The 24,935-nt window shown below is 36.5% G+C and carries 26 protein-coding genes; 14 read left to right on the top strand and 12 right to left on the bottom strand.

Features of this window, described 5'->3' with window-relative positions; translation table 11 throughout:
- Nucleotides 1-48: 48 nt before the first annotated feature.
- From coaBC to truA, 5 genes are read left to right on the top strand one after another with little or no spacing between them, the layout of a single operon-like run.
- The gene (gene coaBC / locus LCX93_RS05665) at nt 49-1,323 is read left to right on the top strand and encodes a bifunctional phosphopantothenoylcysteine decarboxylase/phosphopantothenate--cysteine ligase CoaBC (RefSeq protein WP_226069278.1); all 1,275 of its coding nucleotides are present in this window, start codon (nt 49-51) and stop codon (nt 1,321-1,323) included.
- 3 nt (nt 1,324-1,326) lie between these two features.
- Complete coding sequence (locus tag LCX93_RS05660) at nt 1,327-2,004, top strand: di-trans,poly-cis-decaprenylcistransferase (RefSeq protein ID WP_226069277.1); 678 nt, start codon at nt 1,327-1,329, stop codon at nt 2,002-2,004.
- Nucleotides 2,004-2,819, top strand: a complete 816-nt coding sequence (locus tag LCX93_RS05655; RefSeq protein WP_226069412.1) for a prepilin peptidase — start codon at nt 2,004-2,006, stop codon at nt 2,817-2,819. The genes LCX93_RS05660 and LCX93_RS05655 overlap by 1 nt, the downstream gene beginning before the upstream one ends.
- The gene (locus LCX93_RS05650; protein ID WP_226069275.1) at nt 2,819-3,838 is read left to right on the top strand and encodes an LptF/LptG family permease; all 1,020 of its coding nucleotides are present in this window, start codon (nt 2,819-2,821) and stop codon (nt 3,836-3,838) included. Before LCX93_RS05655 ends, LCX93_RS05650 begins: the two co-directional genes overlap by 1 nt.
- Before the next feature lie 3 nt (nt 3,839-3,841).
- Complete coding sequence (gene truA / locus LCX93_RS05645) at nt 3,842-4,552, top strand: tRNA pseudouridine(38-40) synthase TruA (protein WP_226069273.1); 711 nt, start codon at nt 3,842-3,844, stop codon at nt 4,550-4,552.
- Here the strand turns inward: truA and LCX93_RS05640 are convergent.
- The 3 genes from LCX93_RS05640 to LCX93_RS05630 are packed head-to-tail and all read right to left on the bottom strand — an operon-like array spanning nt 4,549 to nt 10,033.
- Nucleotides 4,549-7,641, bottom strand: coding sequence for an efflux RND transporter permease subunit (locus tag LCX93_RS05640; protein ID WP_226069270.1), 3,093 nt, complete (start codon nt 7,639-7,641; stop codon nt 4,549-4,551). The genes truA and LCX93_RS05640 overlap by 4 nt on opposite strands.
- On the bottom strand, nt 7,631-8,704 hold the full coding sequence (locus tag LCX93_RS05635; protein ID WP_226069269.1) for an efflux RND transporter periplasmic adaptor subunit: 1,074 nt from the start codon (nt 8,702-8,704) through the stop codon (nt 7,631-7,633). The genes LCX93_RS05640 and LCX93_RS05635 overlap by 11 nt, the downstream gene beginning before the upstream one ends.
- Entirely contained in the window at nt 8,705-10,033 is a 1,329-nt protein-coding gene (locus tag LCX93_RS05630; RefSeq protein WP_226069268.1) for a TolC family protein, read from the bottom strand. It abuts the gene before it with no gap.
- 131 nt (nt 10,034-10,164) lie between these two features.
- Between LCX93_RS05630 and rd the strand changes: the two genes are divergently transcribed.
- The 4 genes from rd to LCX93_RS05610 are packed head-to-tail and all read left to right on the top strand — an operon-like array spanning nt 10,165 to nt 12,135.
- Entirely contained in the window at nt 10,165-10,332 is a 168-nt protein-coding gene (rd, locus tag LCX93_RS05625) for a rubredoxin (protein ID WP_193151744.1), read from the top strand.
- On the top strand, nt 10,325-10,801 hold the full coding sequence (locus LCX93_RS05620; RefSeq protein WP_226069266.1) for a cytochrome P460 family protein: 477 nt from the start codon (nt 10,325-10,327) through the stop codon (nt 10,799-10,801). Before rd ends, LCX93_RS05620 begins: the two co-directional genes overlap by 8 nt.
- 58 nt (nt 10,802-10,859) lie before the next feature.
- Nucleotides 10,860-11,333: an iron-sulfur cluster assembly scaffold protein gene (locus tag LCX93_RS05615; protein ID WP_226069264.1), complete on the top strand. Its 474-nt coding sequence runs from the start codon at nt 10,860-10,862 to the stop codon at nt 11,331-11,333.
- Nucleotides 11,326-12,135, top strand: coding sequence for a ferritin-like domain-containing protein (locus tag LCX93_RS05610; RefSeq protein WP_226069262.1), 810 nt, complete (start codon nt 11,326-11,328; stop codon nt 12,133-12,135). Before LCX93_RS05615 ends, LCX93_RS05610 begins: the two co-directional genes overlap by 8 nt.
- Nucleotides 12,136-12,183: 48 nt before the next feature.
- Here the strand turns inward: LCX93_RS05610 and LCX93_RS05605 are convergent, their stop codons facing one another.
- Both LCX93_RS05605 and LCX93_RS05600 read right to left on the bottom strand, forming a co-directional pair.
- Nucleotides 12,184-12,939, bottom strand: a complete 756-nt coding sequence (locus tag LCX93_RS05605) for an ElyC/SanA/YdcF family protein (protein WP_226069257.1) — start codon at nt 12,937-12,939, stop codon at nt 12,184-12,186.
- The gene (locus LCX93_RS05600) at nt 12,936-13,631 is read right to left on the bottom strand and encodes an alpha/beta hydrolase (RefSeq protein ID WP_226069249.1); all 696 of its coding nucleotides are present in this window, start codon (nt 13,629-13,631) and stop codon (nt 12,936-12,938) included. Before LCX93_RS05600 ends, LCX93_RS05605 begins: the two co-directional genes overlap by 4 nt.
- A gap of 120 nt (nt 13,632-13,751) precedes the next feature.
- Between LCX93_RS05600 and LCX93_RS05595 the strand changes: the two genes are divergently transcribed.
- Nucleotides 13,752-14,486, top strand: coding sequence for a hypothetical protein (locus LCX93_RS05595; protein WP_226069247.1), 735 nt, complete (start codon nt 13,752-13,754; stop codon nt 14,484-14,486).
- A gap of 9 nt (nt 14,487-14,495) precedes the next feature.
- Here the strand turns inward: LCX93_RS05595 and LCX93_RS05590 are convergent, their stop codons facing one another.
- From LCX93_RS05590 to glyS, 4 genes are all read right to left on the bottom strand, one after another.
- The gene (locus LCX93_RS05590) at nt 14,496-15,614 is read right to left on the bottom strand and encodes an NAD(P)/FAD-dependent oxidoreductase (RefSeq protein WP_226069246.1); all 1,119 of its coding nucleotides are present in this window, start codon (nt 15,612-15,614) and stop codon (nt 14,496-14,498) included.
- A 95-nt stretch (nt 15,615-15,709) separates the two neighbouring features.
- A complete protein-coding gene (locus LCX93_RS05585) occupies nt 15,710-15,865 on the bottom strand; it encodes a hypothetical protein (RefSeq protein ID WP_226069245.1) in 156 nt (51 codons plus the stop codon).
- A complete protein-coding gene (locus tag LCX93_RS05580) occupies nt 15,866-16,084 on the bottom strand; it encodes an addiction module protein (RefSeq protein ID WP_226069244.1) in 219 nt (72 codons plus the stop codon).
- A gap of 93 nt (nt 16,085-16,177) precedes the next feature.
- On the bottom strand, nt 16,178-18,196 hold the full coding sequence (gene glyS, locus LCX93_RS05575; RefSeq protein ID WP_226069242.1) for a glycine--tRNA ligase subunit beta: 2,019 nt from the start codon (nt 18,194-18,196) through the stop codon (nt 16,178-16,180).
- Between the two features lie 121 nt (nt 18,197-18,317).
- On the opposite strand from glyS, the gene LCX93_RS05570 reads away from it, so the two are divergent.
- The gene (locus tag LCX93_RS05570) at nt 18,318-18,710 is read left to right on the top strand and encodes a YidH family protein (protein ID WP_226069241.1); all 393 of its coding nucleotides are present in this window, start codon (nt 18,318-18,320) and stop codon (nt 18,708-18,710) included.
- A gap of 143 nt (nt 18,711-18,853) precedes the next feature.
- Nucleotides 18,854-19,240 carry a class II SORL domain-containing protein gene (locus tag LCX93_RS05565; protein ID WP_193151736.1) on the top strand — a complete coding sequence of 129 codons (387 nt, stop codon included), beginning with the start codon at nt 18,854-18,856 and terminating at the stop codon, nt 19,238-19,240.
- A gap of 32 nt (nt 19,241-19,272) precedes the next feature.
- On the opposite strand, the gene LCX93_RS05560 is transcribed toward LCX93_RS05565, so the two are convergent.
- Entirely contained in the window at nt 19,273-20,208 is a 936-nt protein-coding gene (locus LCX93_RS05560) for an HD-GYP domain-containing protein (RefSeq protein WP_226069239.1), read from the bottom strand.
- 15 nt (nt 20,209-20,223) lie between these two features.
- On the bottom strand, nt 20,224-21,786 hold the full coding sequence (locus LCX93_RS05555) for an EAL domain-containing protein (RefSeq protein ID WP_226069238.1): 1,563 nt from the start codon (nt 21,784-21,786) through the stop codon (nt 20,224-20,226).
- A 110-nt stretch (nt 21,787-21,896) separates the two neighbouring features.
- Between LCX93_RS05555 and LCX93_RS05550 the strand changes: the two genes are divergently transcribed.
- On the top strand, nt 21,897-22,559 hold the full coding sequence (locus LCX93_RS05550) for a uracil-DNA glycosylase (RefSeq protein ID WP_226069411.1): 663 nt from the start codon (nt 21,897-21,899) through the stop codon (nt 22,557-22,559).
- Nucleotides 22,556-23,827: a type 1 periplasmic-binding domain-containing protein gene (locus LCX93_RS05545; RefSeq protein ID WP_226069236.1), complete on the top strand. Its 1,272-nt coding sequence runs from the start codon at nt 22,556-22,558 to the stop codon at nt 23,825-23,827. The genes LCX93_RS05550 and LCX93_RS05545 overlap by 4 nt, the downstream gene beginning before the upstream one ends.
- Here the strand turns inward: LCX93_RS05545 and LCX93_RS05540 are convergent.
- Nucleotides 23,780-24,934 (bottom strand): MFS transporter, encoded by a 1,155-nt coding sequence (locus tag LCX93_RS05540; RefSeq protein WP_226069235.1) that lies wholly within the window; start codon nt 24,932-24,934, stop codon nt 23,780-23,782. The two genes, LCX93_RS05545 and LCX93_RS05540, sit on opposite strands and share 48 nt — an antisense overlap.
- Nucleotide 24,935: the final 1 nt, after the last annotated feature.

The following is a 24,935-nucleotide window of genomic DNA, read 5'->3' as shown; positions in this document are numbered from 1 at the left end:
ATTACTTCTAAGTATTTTTAGGTAAAATACAAGAAAAAAAGATTTTTCATGAAAATACCGACAGATTTAATAAAAGACAAAAAAATTCTCCTCGCAGTGACCGGTTCTATCGCTGTGTACAAAACACTCGAACTTGTACGAGACTTCATAAAAGCCGGAGCAGAAGTAAAAGTTGTCATGAGTGCGAGTGCAAAAAAGTTTATAGCACCTCTTACTTTTGAGACACTTACTTCAAATGAGGTACTTGATGACACAAACGAGTCCTGGGCAAATGAGCACAACCACATAAAAATCACTCAGTGGGCAGATGTTATGGTCATCGCTCCCGCTACAGCAAACACCATCGCCAAACTTGCCAATGCCATTGCGGACAATATGCTTTTGCAGTGCGCCCTTGCCTTTAGCGGTATGAAAATCCTTGCACCCTCGGCAAACACAAATATGCTCCAAAACCCGATAACACAGGCAAATTTAAAAATGCTGGGCATTGCAAACTATACTATTTTAGAAACACAGACAAAAGAACTGGCATGCAAGACTGTCGGTGACGGTGCAATGGCTGAACCTTTGGACATTTTTTATCAAACCTGCCGTGAGCTTTTAAAAGAAGAGTTTTGGGAACACAGACGTGTCATAGTTACAGGCGGAGGTACAATTGAAAAGATTGATGAAGTACGCTACATTTCAAATTTTTCAAGCGGAAAAATGGCATCGGCACTGGCAACGGCACTCTATTTAAAAGGAGCGGATGTTAATCTCATAGCAACCAGATTTGACCGTGACCTGCCTGTAAACATGCATAAAATAGACGTAGAAGACTCACAGGAGATGCTTGAATATCTTGTCGACTCCATACGTATTGCGAAAAAAGGCAAGCTGTCAAAAGCGACACTTATCAGAGACGAGCATATTCACGTCATTCAAAAAAAGCCTTACCTCTTTATGGCGGCGGCAGTGAGTGACTATGTTCCCGAGTTTCCTCAAAATACCAAACTTAAGAAAGAGGATTTGGGGCAGAAGTGGGAACTGAGTCTGAAAAAAAATATTGATATTTTAAGTACAATCGACAAAGACGGCATCACAGTCATAGGTTTTAAAGCAGAAATGGACAAAGAAAAAGCCGAAGCAAATGCCAAAAAAATGTTAAAAGAGAAAGAGCTTGACGCGGTCTGCTTAAATATTTTACAAAATTCTGCAAGCTTTGGCAGTAACGAAAATGAAGTAGCGTTTATAACACCGCAAAAAGATGTGCATATACCTAAAGCGGACAAACTGTATGTTTCATTTGAAATACTAAACAATGCCAAAGAGCTGCAAGAATAGATGATGAACAAGGCCAGACATATAGCCATCATAATGGACGGAAATGGACGATGGGCAGAGCAACAGGGCAAAAAAAGAGTCAAAGGGCATGAAGCAGGTGCCAAAGTTGTAAAACAAATTACAACATACTGTTCAAAAGATGAAAATGTAGAACGCCTCACACTCTATGCCTTTTCAACAGAAAACTGGAAAAGACCACGCTTGGAAGTGGAATTTTTAATGAAATTGTTAGAAAAATATCTCAAAGACGAGTTGCCTTCTTACTTAGAAAACAATGTAAAATTTGAAGCTATCGGCGATATACGCGCTTTTTCAAAATCACTGCAAAAAACCATACAAACGGTAGAAGAAAAAACGGCACATTGTGACGGTTTGGTACAGAGTCTTGCCCTGAATTACGGTTCGCAAGATGAAATTCTTCGTGCGGTCAATTCACTCAAAGAACATACGCAAAACATAACCTTAGAGATGCTCAACAACGCGCTTGACTGTAAAGTGGATGTTGATCTGCTCATTCGTACCGGTGGTGATAAAAGACTCTCAAACTTTTTACTTTGGCAGTCGGCATACGCTGAACTTTTTTTTACAGACACGCTCTGGCCGGACTTTACATGTAAAGAATTAGAAAAAATTCTACAAAAATTTACAAAAATTGAAAGACGATTTGGTGGATTAAAATGATGGAACTTGGCATAGCTTTTGTAATCGGTATACTATTTGGCTCTTTTTTAAATGTTGTCATTCTTCGCATACCAAAGGGAGAAAGTGTTGTTTTTGATGCTTCACATTGCCCAAAATGCGGAGAGAAACTCAAACCGTGGCATAATATTCCGCTTTTTTCATGGATTTTTTTAACAGGAAAATGTGCCTACTGCAAATCACATATTTCTATACAGTACCCGCTTATAGAACTGCTCTCAGGTTTTATTTTTGTCATTCTTGCCAATAAATTCGGACTGAATCTACCAGCATTTTTTATAGCATTGAGTTTTTTAATGCTTTTAGCACTTTCGGTCATAGATTTTCGATACAAAATGGTACCCGATTCACTCAACCTCTTGGCTATTTTCTTTGCCATACTCGGTGCATGGAGTGTTCAAGGTTTTGTTCTTAACCTGGAAAATGCCCTCCTTTTTGCCGGCGGGTTTACCCTGCTTCGTTTTACGCTCTCTTATTACTTAACATCCTCTGTATTTAGAGCCGGACTAAAAACGAAAACATCCTGGAACAAACATTATGACAGAACACCTTTTATAGAAGCTATGGGAGAAGGCGACATTATGGTAGCAGCTACAATGGGCGCACTTTTGGGAGTCAAACTTGGTCTTGTTGCCATTTTTCTCTCAGCTCTCCTGGCTTTGCCGGTTATGCTTTTACTTCTTAACAAATCAAAAGAGGAACAACGCGTTCCTTTTGTGCCTTTTTTAGCACTTGCAACCTTTATAGTCTATGTGTATGACTCTCAAATACTCAGATACATCGAGGCAAACTACTAATGCTGAGATTAAAAAAATACATACTGAGCAACTTTTCTGCTCTTTTTATGTCCATATTCTTGCCATTATTTGTCATAGCATCGGTAATATTTTTAATTAAACTCTCTACCTATACGGCGGTTATTCAACTGACTATTTTGGAAATGGGCAAGTTGTATCTTTTCATACTGCCTGAAATTCTTTTTTATACGCTGCCAATTACATTTTTTGTAGCAGCCACACTTTCTTTGTTCAAACTCTCAAACGATAATGAAATAATTGTTATTTTTTCACTTGGAATTGCACCTGATTTTATCATTAGAACCTTTTTCAAACCTGCGTTCATTTTAAGTGTACTGCTGGCATTTAACTTCCTGGTTGTTGCACCCCATACAACTACTTTGTCAAAAAACTTTCTCTCCTACAAAAAGAGTGAAGCAAAATTCAATCTTGCGGCAAGTGAATTTGGAAACAGTTTTGGAGACTGGCTTTTGTACATTGGAGCAAAAAATGATGACGGCACTTTTTCAAAAGTTTTTTTGTTTAACAAAAAACAGGAAGAAGAGATACTCATCGCTGCAAAAAAAGCCAAAGTTATTAACGATTCGGGAATTTTACGTCTTCAGTTAATGGATGGAGAGGGTTACAGTTATTCAAAAGAAAAATTTTCTCAGATAAATTTCCAAGAGATGCTTATAAATGATACGCTCAAAGCAGACTTGACCACCTATGAGCAACCCTTGCAATACTGGCTTTCCAAAGAAAATGCCGGCAGAAAAAAACATGTACTTATCAAAGATACCCTGCTGAGTCTTTTTCCGATGATAACACTTTTTTTGATAGTGAGCATCGGTATAGTTCAGGTCAGACACCAAAAGTCTAAAGTCTATTTATATCTTTTTGTAAGCATAGTTTTATTTTATGGCATGACAATAGGTTTGGAAAAAATGTTCCAATACTATACAATTCCTGTTGTTGCACTTTCATGGCTGATAATAACATATATTATCTATAGAAAAACCATCGTCAATAAGTTTTGATATATGAGAGTAGCACTGCATCTAGCCTATAACGGCACCCGTTTTTTTGGTTCACAAACACAAAAAGAGACAAAGAATACAGTACTCGGTGAACTTGAAAATGTTTTGAAAAAACTGGGAATCGGACAAAAAGTCGTTGCGAGTGGGAGAACCGACAAAGGCGTGCATGCCACTATGCAGGTTTGTCATATAGATTTACCACCCTACTGGAGTGATATAGAAAAACTCAAAAAAGTTCTCAATAAAATGCTGTGTGATGCTTTACATGTAAAGAGAATCATACATGTAAAGGATGATTTTCATGCGCGATACAGCGCAAAAAAAAGAAGCTATCGCTACATCATCAAAACAAAACAGAAAAATCCTTTTGAGAGTGATTTTGTTACTTTTTTAGATGATGTGGATTTTAAACAGATACAAAAAAACATAAAGCTTTTTATAGGAGAACATGACTTTAAACAGTTTATGAAAACAGGCAGTGATGTCAAATCTACTACAAGAGTAATTTACAAAGCCTTTGCATACAGGCACAAAGATTGTATCATATTACATTTTCAAGCAAACGGATTTTTACGCAGCCAAATCAGACTGATGGTCGGTGCACTTTTGACATTAAACAAAGAACAAATACAAGAACAACTTAACGCTACGCATAGCTACAAGATAAAACCTGCCCCTCCAAACGGGCTTTATCTTGCAAAAATCACTTATTAAGCCTCTTTCTCTTTTACACTCCAGATAAATACAAGCGGGATAAACAGCAGAGTCAAAAAGGTACCTACAATCAAACCGCCAATCGCTACCGTTCCAAGCGGTGCCAAACGCTCCAACCCGATGGCAGATCCAAGTGCAACAGGAAGCATACCGGCAGAAGTTGCAAACGCTGTCATAAGAACAGGCCGTGTTCGTATCTTGATGCTCTCCACCATTGCTTCAAAAGTACTGTATCCCTCTTTCATCTTTTCGAGTGCGAAATGGATTAGAAGGATTGCATTGTTGACGATGATACCACTCAGGAGGATAAATCCCATCATTGCCGGCATAGAGGTATGGTAGTGCATAAAAAGCATCATCCACGAAGCCCCTATAATGGTAAGCGGTATCGAAAAGACTATCATCATTGAAATTTTTACAGAGTTGAACATGGCGACAAGCGTAAAAAGTATTAATATAACGGCAAAACCGATGGCCCCTACCATTCTTCCTGCAGAGTTTTTAAACTGTTTTATATCTCCCGTCTGCTCCATTGTTACACCATCTGGCAATACTTTACCATCAAAAGCTTTATCAAAGTTTGCCATTATATGAGAAATTGCCGCCTTTTCCCGAAAACCATACACATTCAGAGTATATTGCAAGCCTTCTCTTGTAATCAGAGACGGCTCCTGCAGCATTGTAATTTTCACCATATCACGCAAAGGTATTTTCCCTTTTTTTGTCGTAACAAGATAGTCTTTAATCTCTTCAATACTTTCTCTCTTTTTTTTGTCTACCCATACTCTTATGCCGAAATCCGCACTGTTTTGCAAATAGAATGAGGCAGCTTTTACTCCGCGTACAAAAAGTTGAAGCTGTTTGGCTATCTCTTCGTTACTTAAACCGTAATAGGCGGCTTTTTTCTCGTCTATACTAAATTCATACACTCTTTTGTTCGCAAGCCAGGTTCTTGAAACACTGACGACTCCGCCTGTGTGCTGCATTGCATCTTCAACAATGTCACCTGCCTTTTGCAGTTTAGTCAAATCATCACTAGAGAGTGTTACATCAATATTTGCACGAAGACTCGCAATCGCTGTTGCACCATAATCAACAACATCCACACTGTTTACATTTTTTATTTTATTCAATGCTTCACGCAGTTTGCGTTCTATCTGCCAGATACTCTCTTTTCTTTTGTATCTGTCTACATAGGTTGCCGATATACTGATGTGGTCTATAGAGCTGCCACTTCCTATGCTCATAACACCTGCTTCACTTCCAATGGCACTTGAGAGATACAAAAGATTTCCCTGCTTTGTTATTATTTTGTTTGCCTCTTCTACTACTTTTTTACTCGCTTCTATCGGCAGATTCGGATCCACTGTGATGCTGATTCTCACCCCTCCTGTATCCATTGGAGGCATCAACTCCTGTCCGACAGTAGGCATAACGCCTTTAACACTTGTAAAAAAGAGAAAAAGAAGTGTTGCAGTATATAAAAATGCCATACTCTTTTTCTTTACACCCAAAGAGACGGCACGCACAAAAAAATCAGCGATTGTGGTACTGAATCCTCCTGTGATTTTTTCAAAAAAAGCTTCGCTCTTTAAAATAAAAGGAGATTTAATGGTAAGAATTTTCAGTGACAACAGAGGCACAGCCGTTATAGATATAACATACGAAGCTGCCAGTGCCAAAAGCAGTGTTGCTACAAGCGGTTGGAAAATTGTCTGCGGATACCCTCCTACAAAAAGCATAGGAGAGAGGGCTATCATCGTTGTAATCGTTCCACTCAAATCTGCAAACATAATCTCTTTGGTTCCGTTATAAACAGCTTTGTGTATCTCATCATGGAGTTCTCGGTAATGCCTTTCAATGTTTTCCATCACAACTACAGCATCATCCAGAAGAAGCCCCAGTGCCAATATAATGGCAGTAAGCGTCACAACATTAAACTCTATACCGATAATCCACATAAGGGCTATAGTGGTTGCATAAACAAGTGGAATGGTAACCAAAACAACCAAAACCTGACGAAAAGATGCCAAAAAGAAAAAAACAACAAGTGTCGACATAATAATGGCATCGCGTAGAGATTCAAACATGTTGTTTGTACTTTGCACTATAGTGTCTTTTTGCGTATCGGTAATTACAAAAGAGAGATTTTTATATTTGTTTTGCAGTTTTTGTATCTCTTTTTCTACACGTGCTATTGTTCTTATTACATCAGCATTACCGGTTCTCTGCACAGCAATGGCGATAGCATTTTTTGAATTTCCATAGTATTCGGCACTGTTGTCATAATGTCCGAAGTAAACATTTGCGATATCTTGCAGCTGTATCTCTTTTGTAATACTGAGTTTTTTCAGCTTGGCTACAGTGTCGCGCTTTCCCTGGGCCCGTAAAAGATACCTTTTGTCTTTTCCTGTAATAAATCCAATAGCAAAATCATTGTTATTTGCCCGCAATTTGGCAACAACCAAAGCTATGTCAAGGTTGTAACGCTCAAGTTTTTCTTTATCGACGATAACTTCTATCTCTTTTTCATAGCCGCCAAATACATCTACATTGGCAACACCCTGTACTTTAATCAGCTTGTGCTTTATCTGTGTTTGTACAATTTGCCTGATATCCTCCAAAGAGACATTTCCCTCTTTTGCACTGACTGCGTATGTTACGATTGGGGCAGTTGCCTCTGTTATCTTTATAATCTGGGGATTTAAAATGGCTGCAGGCAGTTTGGCCCTGATTTTATCAAGCGCGTTGGAGACATCACTTGTAGCACTGTCAATATCTTTTGTATATTCAAACTCAGCAGAAATCACACTCACTTCATCAATGGTTGTTGAGTAGACTCTTCTTATTTGATCAAGTGTATAGAGTTCCTCTTCTACAGGAATCGACACATTTGCTGCTAAGCCTTTTGCAGATTCACCAGGTTCGACAATTACCACTGCTACAGTAGGATAATTGGAATCCGGAAAAAGTTTTCTGTCTATTTTGTTGTACCCGACAAGTCCTAAAAATAAAAACAGTGCCAAAAATGAAATAATAAAATAGGGTCTTGAAAGTAAAAAATCTACTATAGAAAAACTATTTTTCATTCGTCTGTGCCTTGTCAATTATTATCTTTCCATAGGCTGGAAGCATGGAAAGTTTTGCTTCAGAACCAAAAGCCACCCTGTACTTTGGACACGGAGATACAACAGCCGCGCTATTGTCTTCCAAAAGCAGGTCAACGGCAAGTTTTGAAAATTTTCCTTCTTTGTACTGCATAACATAGACACCTTCTTGTGTATGCAAAAGTGCGTTCAAAGGAACACTGCATCCTTTTGCATTTGCAATTTCAACCTTGATATGGACAAAAGATTTGTTTGCAAAATCTATACGTTTTTGCAGTGTGACTTCGGCAACAAGCAGCGCATTTTTTGCATCATCATAAATCTTGCTGACTCGTCCTATCAACCTTTTTTGCAGGTACACCTTTTGTCCTTCTTCTATTGGTATCTGATTTTGGGAAAAAGAAAAAGTCAGCTTTTGCTTCTGTGTATTGAGTGTAACAACAGGTTTTCCTGCCGGAGCGATGGAGCCTTCATCCAAGAGTTTGGAGCCGATAACACCGTCAAAAGGGGCTACAAGATTCAGATAATTCAACTGTACCTTTGTTTGTGTTATTTTTGCCTCTGCAGATTTGACAGCTGAGCGTGCTGTCTGATATTTTGCATTCGAAGCATCAAGTATCTCTTTGGATACAGCTTCAATTGCATAAAGCTTTTTATTTCTATGCAAAATATCCCGAGCATTTTTCAAATCAAGCAATAATGCTTTTTTCTGTGCTTTGAATGATGTAAGATTTGCTAAAATATCTTTATCATCAAGCGTCACCAAAAGTTCCCCTTTTTTTACTTTGTCATTTTCATGCACATATATTTTTTTGATATTTGCTGTGAACTTTGAAGCAATATCTGCCTGTTTCAAAGAGAATACCTCTGCCAAAAACTCTCTCTTACGAGAAATATTTTTTTCCTTTGCTACAGTAGTCTCCACACTTTTACTATACTCTTTTGCTGCAGGCAAAGCCGCCACTTGCTCTTTTTGTTTTTTTAAAAAAAGTCCTGCGCCCGCTACTACAAGCACACCCACAATAATCAATACAGTTTTTTTCATCTACTTCACTTCCTTTTCTAAAAGATATTCTTTATAGTATTTCGCCTTTTGATACCCGTATTTGGCTTCTGTCATTTGGGCATAGACCAGCTCTTTTTTTGCCTGTGTATCCAATAAGTCCACAAGGGAAAGTGCATTGTTTTCATACTTGATCTGTTGGGCTTTTTCTATCTCCTGCAAAAGTTCATACTGGCTCTGCAATGCTGTATAGTCTGCCTGTGCAATTTCTATTTTGGAATTTGCAATTTTTAAGTTTTTTTCCAACTCCAACCGTGTTATGCTTTTGTCTATTTTTGACTGCATCAAAGCAATCTTTTCTTTGGCAACACTCGCACTTTTTGCTCCAAAATCATAAAGGTTCCATTTCAAATGCAAACCTATCTGCCATACATTTTCACTGTTAAAGTCATTTTTATTTAAGTATGTCACACCCGTCTGTGCAAAAGTATTTGTCGTTGCATTGGGTCCCATACTGTAGCCGTAATATGCACTAAAATCCACCTTTGGATAGTACAGTGCCTCTGCTGTGCGAACTCTTTTTTGTGCTATATTGCTTTTTAGTGCAGCAATTTTTAATCGGCTTAAACTCTTAAGGTCCTGTTCATCTTCTTGCACCCCATTAAAAGTGACACTGATATCTTCTGCTTTGTCAAATTTGTCCGAAGCAATCATTTGAGCAAGAGAAGCTTTTAAAATTGCTATGTTAGAGACTATCTTGTTTTTGTTCGCCACTGCTTCTACATAGGCATTTTTTGCCTCCAGCATGTCAAGTTTTGATTTTCCGCCAAGATGATAGGCCTTTTGTATATATTCATACAGTCTTTTTTTTGCCTCTATATACTTTTTTTGTGCTTTAAACTGTTCTTGCAGTGATAAAAGAGAAAGATAAATATTTTCTACATTGTAAATGAGTTCTGCTTTTGCAAGTTTTATTTTAAAAAGAGTGTTTTTATATGCCAAATCAGATATCTTATAACTGTTTTGTTTGGCAAATCCGTCAAAAAGCGTCACATTGTAAGAAACACCCGTAGAGATCAAATCATTCGTTGTCGGCATCTCATAGGCACCTGTCGGAGAGGAGACTATCTGCATGGGTGTTAACGGCACCAGCGTGCGTGCATTGTTATAATGATCATAATTCAGCGCAGCATCAAATCGACCAAGATTTTGTGCCCGTTTTATGCGCCTGTTTTTTTGTGAAACCTCTTTGTCTAAAAAGGTCTTTTTCAGGGAATTGTTATGCTGCAGTGCTTCATCAATTGTTTCTTTGAGACTCATCGCATGAAGCGAAAATGTCAAAAGAAAACCTAAAACCAGTTTTTGTACCATCTTTATCCAAGCCTTATAAAAAAGATGACTAATTCTAACACTTTTACATTAGCTCATTGTTAAGACAGACTCATTTACTATTGACTTTTTTTATGTTATGATATAACTAATCTCTATATAAAGGATGCGCAATGAAAAAATATATATGTACTGTCTGCGACTATATTTACGACCCTGAAGTCGGTGATGAGGAAAACGGAATTCCTGCCGGAACAGCGTTTGAAGATTTACCAGATGACTGGGTCTGTCCTGATTGCGGCGAACCCAAAGAGGTTTTTGAACCCTTAGAAGATGAATAATTTATTTATAATATTTCTTCTTACTACAAATCTTTATGCTACAGATATTCAAAAGAGCGAGCAACAGCACTTCATCTTTCCAAAATGGAAAGAGTTTCATCCACTCAATAAAACACTGCTTCATTCTCATGATCATGCTGCGATGGTAGATATATATACTAATGATATCGCCACTCAGCCTTACATAGAACAAGCATCACAGTTTCCCCAAGGCTCTATCGTTTTAAAACCTCTGTATAAAAAAAATGACAGAAACGGCTACCTTGCCCGTCTTGTTGTCATGGTGAAAATGCACAAAGGATATGATACAGAGCATAATGACTGGTGGTATGGAGTCTATGATCAGGCAGGAACAACCGTCTGGTTTGAAGGGAAAATCAAATCATGTATTCAATGTCATGAAATAGCCAAAAAAACCGACTATCTTTTTAGTAAAAAAGTGATGGAAGAGATTGACTTTGAAGAGTAAATTTATACTTTTCTTGCTACACTTATGAATATTATAAATATTTTAAAAGAGAATGATAATGTTTGAAAATGTAAAAATGCCCGAAGGCCTCAATCCTGAAGTGCTTGAACACTTAATGAATCCGAAAAATTACGGAAAACTCGATGATGCAAACGGAGTGGGTGTTGCTCTGGACGAAAAAACAAAAGAGTATGTCATATTTTATACAAAACTTGAGGATGACATTATAAAGGATGTAAAATTTGCTACAAACGGCTGCCAGGACACGGTTGTCATTGGTTCCATGTTCACGCAAATGATAAAAGGCAATGATACAGAATATGCAAATACTGCCGTAGAAAAAATGCACGAAAAACTGGGAAAACTCTCAGCCCAACAACAAGTCTGTGCAGACATTGTGTTTACAGCATTTCTAGCCTCTTTGAAAAATTATGAAAACAGAAAAAACGGTGCAGATGAAGAGTTACATCTCTTTAAAATGAAAGAGAGCTGTGAAGCAGAACAAACAAACGAGGACAAAGAAAATGAATAAAACATACCAAAAAAAGCATGAACTCTGGTTGGCCGTACTTTTTGCATCATTTGCAATAAATGACGAGCGTATAAAATCTACCCTTTATGATTTTTCACAAATTGCATTTCGACATATGAAATGGCTGGGAGAAGCAGCCTTAAAAAATGGGGAGGATTACAATTATGACAGAGACATGCTTCTGTATAAGCGCAACAGTGTCTTTGAAATTATTACATCTCTCAAAAAGCAAATCGAAGAAACACAGCCATTTTACCCGCAAAATATTTTAGGTGAACGCATAAAAACTGATGATGCCTATCTTTTAGAGTATCTTTCTCAAATCCTAAAAGACAAAACCAATGACAAAGAAGTCACTGCCTTTAATATGCAAAGAAAATGGGAAAATAAAAACCTTTCTCAAGAGCAAATTGATGCATTGACACTCTTTTTGTTTGAAGAGTCTTACAAAGAGTATGAGCTTATTTTAGTCTATGCCTATATTCAGGCAAGAACCAAAAATGTAGTTCATTTTAATGTTTTTCAAGATTTGGTTGACGAGTCACATTTTCATCTCAAATCATTTGGCAACATGATGGCAAAATTAGGAATCTTGGCGCTTCCTAGAGAATTACACCAAATGACCTATATCGTGAAGGATTTAGAGCAGTTTGTAAAAGACGGCATAGCCGAAGAAGAGGCTGCAAAAGTAATGTGTAAAGAGCTAAGTGATGCCATCAAAGATGAAGAGCTTGCAAAATTCTTTGATTTTATCAATTATCAGGAAAGTTATCATATTGAGTTGATGAAAAAACTTTTATAAATTCTTTATACTTTGAAAGGCACAAAGCCCGCACTGAAGTACGGGTTCCTACAAGCCCAAAGATTTAATTTTTACCCAAAGTATGCCTATATACTCATGAACTGCTACACTTGATATATAAAAATACAAAGGCTTCGGTGCCTGCAAGTATCCTCGAAACTCACTTTTATAATAATTTGTCGGTGCTGCTATGGGGTGCATACCGAGTGAGCGAAAAAGCAACATAGCCCGTGGCATATGTGTGGCAGAGGTTACAAGTACAAAAGGCTTATCTGCGACGAGTGTTTTGGTAAAAAGTGCTTCTTCTTTTGTATCGGCAGGTTTGCCGTTTATAATCATATCTTTATATGCCACACCCAAAGCATGTACCAGTTTTGCATTCATTACTGCATTTGTCGTGTTTGTATCTCCCTCATATCCTGTAAAAATCAATTTTGAATCCGGCATCTTTTTATGTATGAGTATTCCTTCTAAAACTCTTTTTGTGCCGGCACTGCTGATTTGTGAAGAGAGTGGCTGAGACGGATCCGTATTATGTCCGTTGCCGAGTACATGTATGTATTTCACCTGCTGTTTGTAGTCAAATTTCGGGTATTGGTTTTCCAGGTTTTCTACCAAAAAGTTTGCAAAAGGCGGATAGGAAAAAAACAAAAACAAAAACAGTCCGCCAGAAAAAAAGACTTTTGAAAAACGAACTCTCTTTACATGTAACAGATAGAGTCCAATTGCCAGTAATGTGGCAATCAAGCCCAGAGGCTCTACAAAAAATGTGACAAACTTTTTGAGGAAAAATCCTATATTCATGCTATAACCTCATTGATTTTGTTTGTCACGCGCGGATCCCAAAAGAGTTCTGTATGTGACAATCCGCTAAACTCTTCATAATGCACTAAATTTTTTATATGCTTTTTTAAATTTCTGGCATTTTGCAAAGGAATAAGTTCATCATCCCGACTCACAAACAAATAAGTATCAGCTTTTACATTTTCAATATAGTGCATCGTTTTGAACTTATACCGCAAAAGCTTTGCCATATAAGAAATTTTAGAATATTTTTGGCGTAAAAGCTGTCCTATGGAGTCAAAGGCCCCTATTAAAAAGAGTGCTGATACTTTATGTTTTGAAGCAACATACGCAGCAACACTTGAACCTAAAGAGTAACCCAAAAGATAAAAATCACCATAGTTTTTCTGTACCAACTCTGCAATTTTTAAACCGTCTTGCAAAATATTTTTCTCGTTTGCCACACCTTCGCTTTTACCGTAACCACGATAGTTAAAGACTACTATTCGTGATTTTGGATAAACCTGGGACAATCTGTTGAGAAGAGCCACACCGTCATGACTCCGTCCTACAAACATAAGCAGGGTACTTTTGGGGTTTTTCGGCTCATACACAGCCCCCTCAAGTTCTATACCATCCTCCATTTTCGCACTTAACAAAGAGCAGTGTTGGCACAAACGTCTCTCTTTTATATATGTGGGACGAAAAATCATAAAATATTGCCATTGATAAAAAGCAAACAGTAATATTAAAAAAGTGAAAATTAAAAAAGCTATATAAATCATGAAAAGAATTATAGTATAATTCGCCTAATAAGTGCCAGAGGATAATAAATGCAAGTATTTGGAAAATTTTCAACAAACTTTGATATGGACTATTTAGTCGAACAGTATATGTATATCAATGAGAACGAAGAGGAAAAAATCACCGTTGATGATTTGGAAAACATGCTTAAGAAAAAACGTAAAACTGTCGCAGGAACTGTTTTTTTATATAACCCTGAAGTCAGTCCGGTCGGCTATAAAATGAGCCGTTTTTTGCAAGAAGAAGGATTTGACAAGTATGATGAATTTGTCGCTTTGAATGAAACTCCAAAAGACTATGTTTTAAATGCAGGCTTTAAAGAACACTACAAAGGCAAGCTTATCCAAATCAGGTATCTGTTTAATTACAACAGAGAAAACATCGAACCGACTCCTATTTTGGAAGAGTTTGATGCTGACCTGGATAAAATCACCTCTACACAGCTCACACGATATGATAAGCAGTTAAATTATATAGATATACCAAATATCAGATTAAGCGGAAAATTTGTCTTTTTTGGCATAGGAAACAAATACGACAGACACCACAAAGCCATCATCGCGTATGCCAGAGCACTCTCTTTACATGTAAACAAGCTCGATAAAAACGTGGTATTTATGTATGACAACAATTATGACCCGGACGAGTGTATAGAGCGGGCCTACTATCTTTCACCGTTTGCAGGTGGAAAAGCAAGAGAAGTCCGTGCCAATGCAGTCAAAGCAATTTTTAAAACAATGCCGCCGCAACGCGTAAAAATATAACTCTATAAGCTATCTTTTTTTAGCCCAACGCGCAAAAAACCGTGCCGGGCTGATTCGCTCACTGATTTTTTTCCCGTGCAGTATGTGTTCACTCAGCATTTTTGCCAGATACGGTGCCAAAACAAAACCGTAACCTCCGCTTCCGTTTATCATAAAGAGATTCGGATAATAGACATACTGTGAATAATCAGGCTTTTTCGTATGAAAAGAGCCTTTACATGTAAGCAGTGTTTCGCTTGAAAGTACCAAAGAACCGACCATCGGCAGATAATCAAAAGAGCCCGAACGCAGTCCCGTATAATCTTTTATAACTTCCACATTTTCCAACTGCATAGTTTGTGAAGCTTTTTGCAACAGTTCTGCTCTGCCCTGCTCCACATCATACGCTTCTTGATTTTTTTCGGGATGATAATGCACATTATGTGTGGCACCTATGGCTATTTTTCCATTCTTTGAAGGCGAAATAGAGACATATTGATGCACAGAACAGCAGTTTTGCGTTGTTGTTGTGACATCTATGCGGTGTCCCCAAACACCACGGAGTTTGATGTATGGCTCTTTGATAAGCATATCGTATGCTCCTGTTGCCAACACAACATTTTTGGCGCTGTAACTTTCGTTGATTACCCAATAATCATCATCAAATACCAGTGTCTCTGCTTTTTCTTGGACAAACTTTGCACCGCAGGACATATCACTGCATACTTTTTGGGCATCGACAACACCGGCATCTATGGAAACATTCTCTCTTCTTTTTGCCTCTGCACTCAATTGTGAGTACAAACCAAGCGGAATGTTGTGCAATGGCAGCGGTGTATTTTGTTTGTATACATGTAAGCTTGCATCATCCGCTTCATCTTTTGCAATATGAACAAGTTGTGCTTTTGTGAAGGTTAAAGGGAAATTTTTATCGTAAAAATCATAAGAGTAGACAAAGGCTTCTTGAAGCAGCTCTTTAAGCTCCCCTGCTTTGGAAAACTTGGGAGAAATAAAAGCACCCGCCGCACCACTTCCGCCGCTTGCTATGCCTTCTTTATCCAAAAGAAGAACACGTTTGCCTTCTTTTATAAATTCATACGCCACGGAGCAGCCGTTTATACCGGCTCCAATAATGGCTATATCATACATATAAATCCATCTAAAAGCTTATATTTTGCAGCCTCTTGAAAAACTTTCTTTGGGATTTCTCCTTTTTTTATCAGAGTATGTTCTTTGTAAATCATTTAAGAAAGTCTTTGATTGATATAAATATAGAATGATTCAATGTCTGAAAAAATTGTATTTAAAAAGTACTGTCCCAATCCCTGTGATTGACACTCATAAAAGTCAGCACCACTAGAAATATCAATCTTTGCAGAAGTTAGTATTTGTATATTCATTTATGAAAATTTTTTCAATAAATCTTGTTTAGCATCATTAAAGTTCTCAAATACTGCTTCGCCACTTGCAATTTGTTTTTCTCTTTCGTGCAACACAACTTTGTGCCACTGTGGTGTCAAAGATTCATCATTTACATTCTTGCTCATATCTTCCCAGAGTTCTTCCGTCGCCATAAACTTTTGCGATGTTGTCATAGTCTTAAGATTTAATATTGACATTTTAACTTCCTTGATCTTGGTTCTCTATTTTATCATACAATTGTTTTACTTTTCACACCAAGTTCGACTAAAAAAAGTTTTTAATATCATGAATTATATACTTACTTCTTTAATATCGGCGATAGTAAGAATGCTTTTGTATATGGAAGCGATGAGTGCTTTACGGTTTTTTTTCAGCTTTTCATCTTCTGCATTGACCATAACATTGTCAAAAAATGTATCCAGTTCAGGTTTGAGTCCCAGCAGTGCATCCAACTCTTCTTCATAGTTTTCATAGGTTTTTGATGTCACCTCTTTGTATCTTTGGTACAATGTTTTTTCTGCGGCTTCTTCCAAAAGAGTCTCGTCTACATGTAATGCAGAATGAAGGTCAATATCTTTTGTAATATTTGCCACACGTTTGAAAGTAGAAGAGACTTCATCAAAGCCTTCTGAGTTTACAAGCGTGTTAAGCGCTTCTATTTTACGACCGAGTGCTAAAAGTTCTCTCTCACCGGAGGCTAAAACCGCTTCAACAATAGAAGGATTGACTTTGTAGTATCTTCTAATACGCTCTATGATGAAGTTTTCAAGTTTTTCCAAATCAATTGCATCATAATTTGCGGACAACTCTTTTAAAGTCTTAACAATGTCAAATTCAAAGCCGTATTCATTGACGATGCGGATAATGCCGTTGACTGCACGACGCAGAGCAAAAGGATCACGTGAACCTGTCGGAATTTCATTGACAGAAAAAAGTCCAAGTAGAGTATCAAGCTTGATGCTCATCGCCACTATGCCACTCAAAGGCGTAGAAGGGAGTTCGCTCTCTTCACCCTCAGGCAGATACTGCTCTTTTATAGCCAAGGCAACAGCCTCGTTTTCGCCTGCTTCTTTTGCATAATAGTAACCCATCAGTCCCTGAAGTTCTGTAAACTCATACACCATTTCACTCATCAGATCGGCTTTTGCAAGTTCTACAGCTCTTTTCAAATCCTCTTTTTTTGCATCTGGATGATACATATCATATAAAGCAGTAGCAATTTTTTCTTCACGCTTTATTTTGTCGGCAACACTACCCAGCCCTTTAAAAAAGGCAACTTTTTCAAGTCCTTTTGTACTCAAACCGTTTTTCAAGTCATTTTCATAAAAGAAAAGCGCATCTGCCAAACGAGGACGAAGCACACGCTCATTTCCGGCTATTACTTCAGAAAAATCATCTGTCAGTGCATTGGAGACAACTACAAACTTGTTAATAAGTCTGCCCTCTTTAAACACAGGAAAATAACGCTGATGCTCTTTCATGGAAGTGATAATAACCTCAGGAGGCAATCGTAAAAATGCTTCGTCAAACGAGCCTAACAACGCTGTCGGATTTTCAGTAATAGCAACCACTTCCGCAAAAAGATCTTCATCTATCTCAACATTGACACTGTTCTCATCTTCGATTGTTTTAATGTCTGCAAGTATTTTTTCTTCTCTTGTCTGTTGAAAAAGTGTCACACCACCGTTTTTCAGTGTTTCAAAATACTCTTTTATCCCTGTAATTTCTACAGGATTGAAATTTGCTATACGGTGTACACGTGTAGTTTTTGCGGCATCTATGCCATACATGTGCATAGGAACAAGCGTATCATCCAGTTGCACATTTACCCATCGAACAGGACGGATAAAACTCTCATGCAGACTGCCCCATCGCATAGATTTGCCAAAATCAAGCGACTTGAGCCACGTATGTATAATCTCTGGCAAGAGTTCTGCCGAAGGTTTCCCTGCAACATCTTTTTTATAATAAAGTACCTCTTTAGAGCCTTTTTCTGCTGTACTGAGTTCGTCAAGTGAAACTCCGCATTTACGGGCAAATCCCTCAGCCGCTTTGGTAGGGACGCCATCTTTGTAGGCAACAGCCAAAGGCGCACCAAAAAACTCTTCTACACTGTCAGCCTGCTGTATTGGAAATTCTCTGTGCCACATTACCAAACGACGAGGCGTATAATAAAATTCAAATTCACTCAAGAGAGCATATTTTTCTAAAATATCGGCATATTTTTTTTCAATATTCTTCATCTCTTTTAACAGAGGAACTGCCGGAAGCTCTTCAACACCGATTTCAATTAGTAGTGGTTTTAACATATTTAGACTCTTTATGTATTAATTACCGCGATTTTATCTCTTTATTGGTTAAAATCTCTTAAAATGGTTCATATATCTCTTAATGGCACCTCTAAAATAAATTTCAGACAGGAAATTAAGTATGCAAGAAAAAAAATCTTCTATTGATCCAAAAGATTTAATGGCTGTCGAAAGAGCAACTACTGCACTTATTGGAACCTCTATCTCCCTTATTATTCTCGGTTTTATTATTGAAAAATTTGAACTGTTTTTGCATATTATATCGGTCGAGTTAGCAGGGAAAAAACATGATACCATACCGCAGTTGACACACATTGCCTTTTACAATTATCTGGGTATATTTATCACGATATGCGGCATGCTTCTGGCTGGATATACCTATAAATACTACCTCACGTGGGTCACACATCTGGAAAAAGGAGAAATAGATACAGACAAAAACATCTATTTTTATCTTTCTTTGACAGTTTCACTCGTCGGATTTGTACTTTTACTCAGTATGATCTTTATTTAAATAGAATCTGAGTTAAAAAGAGTGTCAGAAGAACAAATAATCTTAGTATAAACTTAGACAAGATAAATATACTCTGATTTATGATAATGCTAAAGATTTTATAGATACAATAACGTTAAATAAATTAACACAAGGAATTTAATATGCCAAAGATTAACAAATACGTTGACATTGACACAGTAGAAAGAGAAGCAAAAAAAGATTTAATTGACCGTCACTCACCATTCATTACCGTTTTAGGTGAAGCGAAAAAAGGCGAAACTTTAAAAGTAAATGTAAAAATGGGGAATGAATATACACACCCTGATGATTTTGATCATTATATTGAAAGTATCACTCTTTTCAACGGTGACACAAAGTTAGCAATGGCAACTTTTGTTCCTGGAACATTAGGAAATGAAAAATCTCATGCTGAAGTAACTTTCACTATTCGTCCAACTGGAAAAAAACTTAACCTTGTTGCACACGGCTACTGTACTAAACACGGTATCTGGGAATCAACTCCAGTTGTTGTAGAAGTAGCTGAGTAGTCACTTTCTTCTTCAGATAGAATTTTTTAATTCTATCTGAGCATTTCTATCATTTTATTTAAAATCTTCACATCCAACTGTTTACTCATTTTTGTTTTCATCAACAACAATGCTTCAAAAACTCCCATTGCTTCTTTATAAGATCTTCTACTCGTTAATGCGTCAAAAACATCACATACAGCTATAATTCTTGCTATATAGGGAATATGTTCTCCATTTAGTCCTACAGGGTACCCTGAACCGTCCATTCTTTCCTGATGATACTTGATACCCATGAGAATATCTTTGTTTTTTATTCCTAATTTTAATCCGATGGCATAGCCAAACATCGGGTACTTTTTCATTTCAGTAAATTCTATTTCACTCAAGCGTCCTTTTTTTTCAACAATTTCAGAGTTGATTTTACTTTTTCCTATATCGTGCAAAAGTGCTGCTTCTCCCAATGCTTCAAGCATTTCTTTGGAGAATTTCAAGTAAGTCCCAAGATTTAATGCATAAATGCAGACATTGATAGAGTGTGTCATTATTGTATACTGATGTTCAGCTATATTTATAATAGAATCAATAGAAAAATTCTTATCTGCAACAGTTTCCACAAGCTCATATATCACATGTTTGGATGTTTTATAAGTCTTTGAATCTTCCGGATTTGAAAACAAAGCATGAAGAATAACAGTAGCTTTGTGATATATTTTAGCCGCTTTTTCTTCAAAATTTATATATTTTTTTTGAGCATGTGCAACTCTTTGATTATAATATCTGAGATAATATGCCCGTTCTGCTTCATTTATATAAACAGCTTTTATATCTTTAAGCTTTTTTACATCCTCTGCACTAACCAAAGTACCCGCATGTTTAAAATAGTGCATCTTTTTTTCTTTCTCTGAAGGAATAAAAAGATTAAACTCAAACACTGCATTTTCTTTTATGATATCTTTGTCTATTGAAATATATTTAGTTGACTTCAAATATACTGCCTGTTATTATAAATTTAATTTTACAGATGGTTCATCTATATAAAATCCCTGTGAATAGTCTATACCCAATTCACACACTCTGTCCATAACAACACTTGAATGCACATATTCTGCTATTGTTTTTATTCCCAGTTTTTTTGCAAACTGAACAATTGTATCGACAACAACTTTTGAAGCCTCATCCACATCAATATTTTCTATAAGTGAGCCGTCAATTTTTATATAATCTGCATCAATTTTTGTAATATATGAAAAATTAGAGTAGCCACTTCCAAAATCATCTATTGCTATTTTTGCGCCATACCTGACAACTTCACTGACGAATCTGTCTACTCTCTTAAAATCCTGCACAGCTTCTGATTCCAAAAGCTCAAATGTTACCCTTGAAGCTGCGTGAGAGTTTTTCAGTTTATTGAGAATAAAGTTAAATATTTCGCTGCTCATGATGTCTTCTATTGAAAGATTGATGCTGAATTCAAAATCATTTTTTTCAAAAACCGCGAAGGATTTGTTGACTATTGTTTTTGTCACTTCATTGTAAATTTTAATATTTTTGGCAACAGGAATAAAAAGCAAAGGAGAAAGAATCTTTCCGTTCATATCTATCAGCCTTGCCAGACACTCGTATTTTGTAATTTCTTTCGTTTTATTATCACGAATCGCCTGAAAATATGGAATGATTTTATCATTTTGCACTGCTTCTCTGACAATTGAAGAGAGTTGTAAATTACGCCGATATTCATCTTCAAAATGCATCTTGTCTTCATAAATCCAAAAGGGAACACCCTTTTTCTTTGCATACATCAAAGCCATGGAAACTTTGGAAAAAATGTTGTTGTTTATTCTGTCTGATGACGATGCCAAAGTAAAATCAACAAATATCTGTGTTTCCTGATAACTTACTTTTATATTTTTTATTTTCTCATAAAGGTCGGACAGATAAGCTTTGAGATGATAAAAACCTAGATTTTCATCCAGTGAAATGGCAAATTCTGCGCCTGAAAGACGATAGACCTGGTTTGGCGAAAGGACTTTTTTTAAGTATTTTCCAACATATTCCAAAACATAATCGCCAACTACAAATCCGTAAAAATTATTGATTGTCTGAAAATTATCAATTTTCAAGAGAATCAAACCACACTGCTCACAGTTTTCCAGGTCTTTGCGAAGTTGATACAAATTTGGAAGATTGGTCAGGTGGTCTGTAAAATAACGTTTAAAAAGTTCTGTCCTGTACTCTTGTATACTCAAATTTTTATTTGAATGGTCTTTATAGAGTGCTTTGAGAACTTCATCACTTATATGCTCTGCATCATCCGTATCTATCGTAAAAACTACGACAGAAGTTTTTTGCTTGTCATCATGCTTTAAAAGTACTATTTTTGCATCCGGTACTATCTTGTTGATTTCTCGTACCAGAGTTTGAACCAATACTGTATTGTGTATATACGAGAGGATATGAATCAATACTTTATGTTTCGCCAAAAGCCCAATTTCATGTATCACATCTGGAACTTCAGCAGATGAGCTTAATGTAAAATTTTCAACTTCAAAAGTATTACTATTCATACTGTCTTTGCCTTTATACCTATGTTTTATATGTATAATAACATATTTTTAATCCATAAAGTAGAATTTAACCGCAGTTTGACTATACTCTTATCATATTTTCAGAAATGGTGGCAGTATTGAAATCCTATCAAAATCTTGTTTTACTTCAAAACCTGTACCGCTTAAAAGCTATCGGTTTTGAATACATAGAACACTTTAATATAAACGATAAAACAAACTATGAAACGCCAACAACATTAACGGCTTTGTCTCAAAATATATCTTCATGCCACCTGTGTGATTTGAGCAAATCAAGAACACAAAGTATGAGCGGGTACGGAAACCAAAATGCAAGATTGTTTCTAATCGACTTCAGTGTTTCACAGGCACAGGACCGTGCAAACGCATACTATACAGGACGATCCGGAGAAACTTTAAAAAATATGATAGAAAAAGTTGTACATCTCAGCATAGAAGATGTTTTTATCACGCATGCTGTCAAATGCAAACCGCTCCAATCAAACAAACCTTCTTCTTCCGAGTACAACTCTTGTAAAAACTATCTGTTTTCCCAGTTGGATTTTATAAAGCCAAAGGTCATTGTAACCCTTGGAGAAGATGCCTATACACACCTGACAGGTGATGTGAATTTTGAAAATGTAAGAGGGCATGTTATAGACTACAAAGAGTATAAGCTCATACCTATTTATCATCCCCAATATCTTTTGAGAAATCCTCAATTGAAAAAAATCACATTAAATGATTTAAAAACCATAAAGAGTTGCCTATGAAAAAACTACTATTTCTGCTTGTACCCTGTATCATTTTTGCACAAAGTTTTATGATATCCAATATTCCTATTCCAAAGATATATATTCAGGACCTTGACCCTTATACATGTAACGACAAATGTATGAAAGAGCTTTTACAAAACGGACAGATATTCTCTTTTCTCTCTCATGCAAATAAGAAACTGACAGACAAAGAATTGGATGAGGCACGTATTATTAACATTGCCGTACTCAATCTTGGCGCATCCAACGCCGGCATGAAATTAAAAATAGCCCTGCTCCTGCCTTATAAGAAAATAGGAAAATACGCGTCCACCACCACAAATGCAACCTTTGCCTATCTCATGACAAAAAGTAACTCTTTTATGCTCAAAAGCTACAAGATTCCTACAGAAAACATATCAGATTTGCAAGAAGCACTGGCTCAAATAGAATCAGATGGATTTGAGTATGTCATAGCACCGCTTACGGCGCAGGGAGTGAACAATATCATTGAGATTGATCCAAATATAAATATATATTTTCCGACTATAAACAAAAAAGATGTTCATACTGTGTCTTCTTCTCTTATTTTTGGAGGTATTGACTACAAACAGCAAAGTAAAATGCTGCTTCATGAAGCAGTTTCACCTCTGGTTATTTTTTCTGACAAGTCACAGACAGGCAGAAAGTTGACATTCTACCAAGAAGACGAGTTTTTACACCCTTCCACAGACATAAACGATACTATGTTTTATAATGATGAAGCCAGTGTTTACAGCGAAGATGTCAATCTTTCAGGAGAAAAAAAAGTATTTACCTATTTTCTTTCAAGAAGAACAACCAATCTTGAAAGATATTTAAAAGAAAATGAAGACATTGTCCATGCTTCATTTTTTGTCAATACGCCAATCATTAAAACAGGAATGATATTGTCACAACTGACACTTTATGATGTCAATGCTACAAATGTTCTTTCAACACAAATCAATTATGACCCCTTGCTGCTCTCCATGACGCAGTACAATGACAGAAAAAACATGATTGTAGCCAATTCTATAACCAAAGATAATAATATTTTAATTGAGACAAATTCGCTGTTGGGAAATGACATTGTGTATGACTGGATTAACTACACCACAACTGTCGGCATAGATTACTTTTATGCACAAATCACCGGTGAAGAAAGAGAATACAATATCAACCTTCTGGACAATCAGATGATGTATGATATAGAACTTTTACGCCCTGGAATATCGAGATTTTTCAAATATATTCCAAACGAGTAGTGTCAAGAACATTACTCCCATTCCTGTTTCACTTATAAGTACAGCATTTTCAAAACCGTAGTTTTTCCAAATATATCCTATCACAATTGCTCCCAAAGCACTAAATACAGCAACACCGCCATAAAATACACCAAAAACAAAGCCTTTTGATTTTGCGTATTCAGAGATATAAGCACGAATGGCATTTAAACTAAAAACAGTAAAAAGACCCAAAAAAGCAAATGCGAGCCAAAGATTTATATTGAGCAGAGATATAGAAAAAATACCAAATACAAATGAAAGCAGCATAACTCGAATAACACCTATCTTGTCACTCAAAACACCGCCATAATAACTCATAAAAGTCTGCACAGCCGTCAGCATCATTACAAGAAGGGGAATAATTGACAAAGAAAAGCCCTCATCTCTTGCTTTTAAAATAAAGAACTGATCACTCATAATAAAAAATAAAAATCCAAAATAGATAAATAAAACCGGAAAAAGCCTGTAATCTTCCCTGTTGATAACTTTCTTATCTTTTTTCATCTTTTTTGGCGCATCTTTTACAAGAAAGATGACTATGGCAACTGCAATCAACCCGGGAATAGCTGTCAGTTTAAAAATAAATCTAATAGAGTTTTCATCCTGGGCTATAAACAAAAAAATAACAAAAATCAAAAATGCGCCACACAGTTCACCTGCGATATCCAACATTTTATGAAAACCAAAGGTTCTTCCGTGTTCGTTGTTTAAAACATAACTGCTGATGAGCGAGTCTTTTGAAGCACTTCGTATGGCTTTACCCATTCTCTCAACACCCTGCAATAGTGCGACACTTATAAAACTGTGTGAAAAACCCAACAATGGTTTGGAAACAGTCGATAAAAGGTACCCTGCTATAAGGAATGGTTTTACAATTTGATATTTATCACTTAAGTATCCAAAAAGAATTCGAAAAGCATAGGATATAAATGTTGCAATAGCGATAATAATGCCAAGCTTATCAACCCCTTCATTCAAAACATATACGACAAAAACGGGCAAAAGAGTAGTAACCATGTTTGAGGACATATCGGTAAAAAAACTGACCCAGCCTATATATACTACATTTTTATCTATAGTTTTCATA

It is taken from the genome of Sulfurimonas sp. SWIR-19 (assembly GCF_020410885.1).
Taxonomy (GTDB): Bacteria; Campylobacterota; Campylobacteria; order Campylobacterales; family Sulfurimonadaceae; genus Sulfurimonas; species Sulfurimonas sediminis.
The sequence above is the reverse complement of the archived record's forward strand: the minus strand, read 5'-3'. Positions and strand labels throughout refer to the sequence as shown.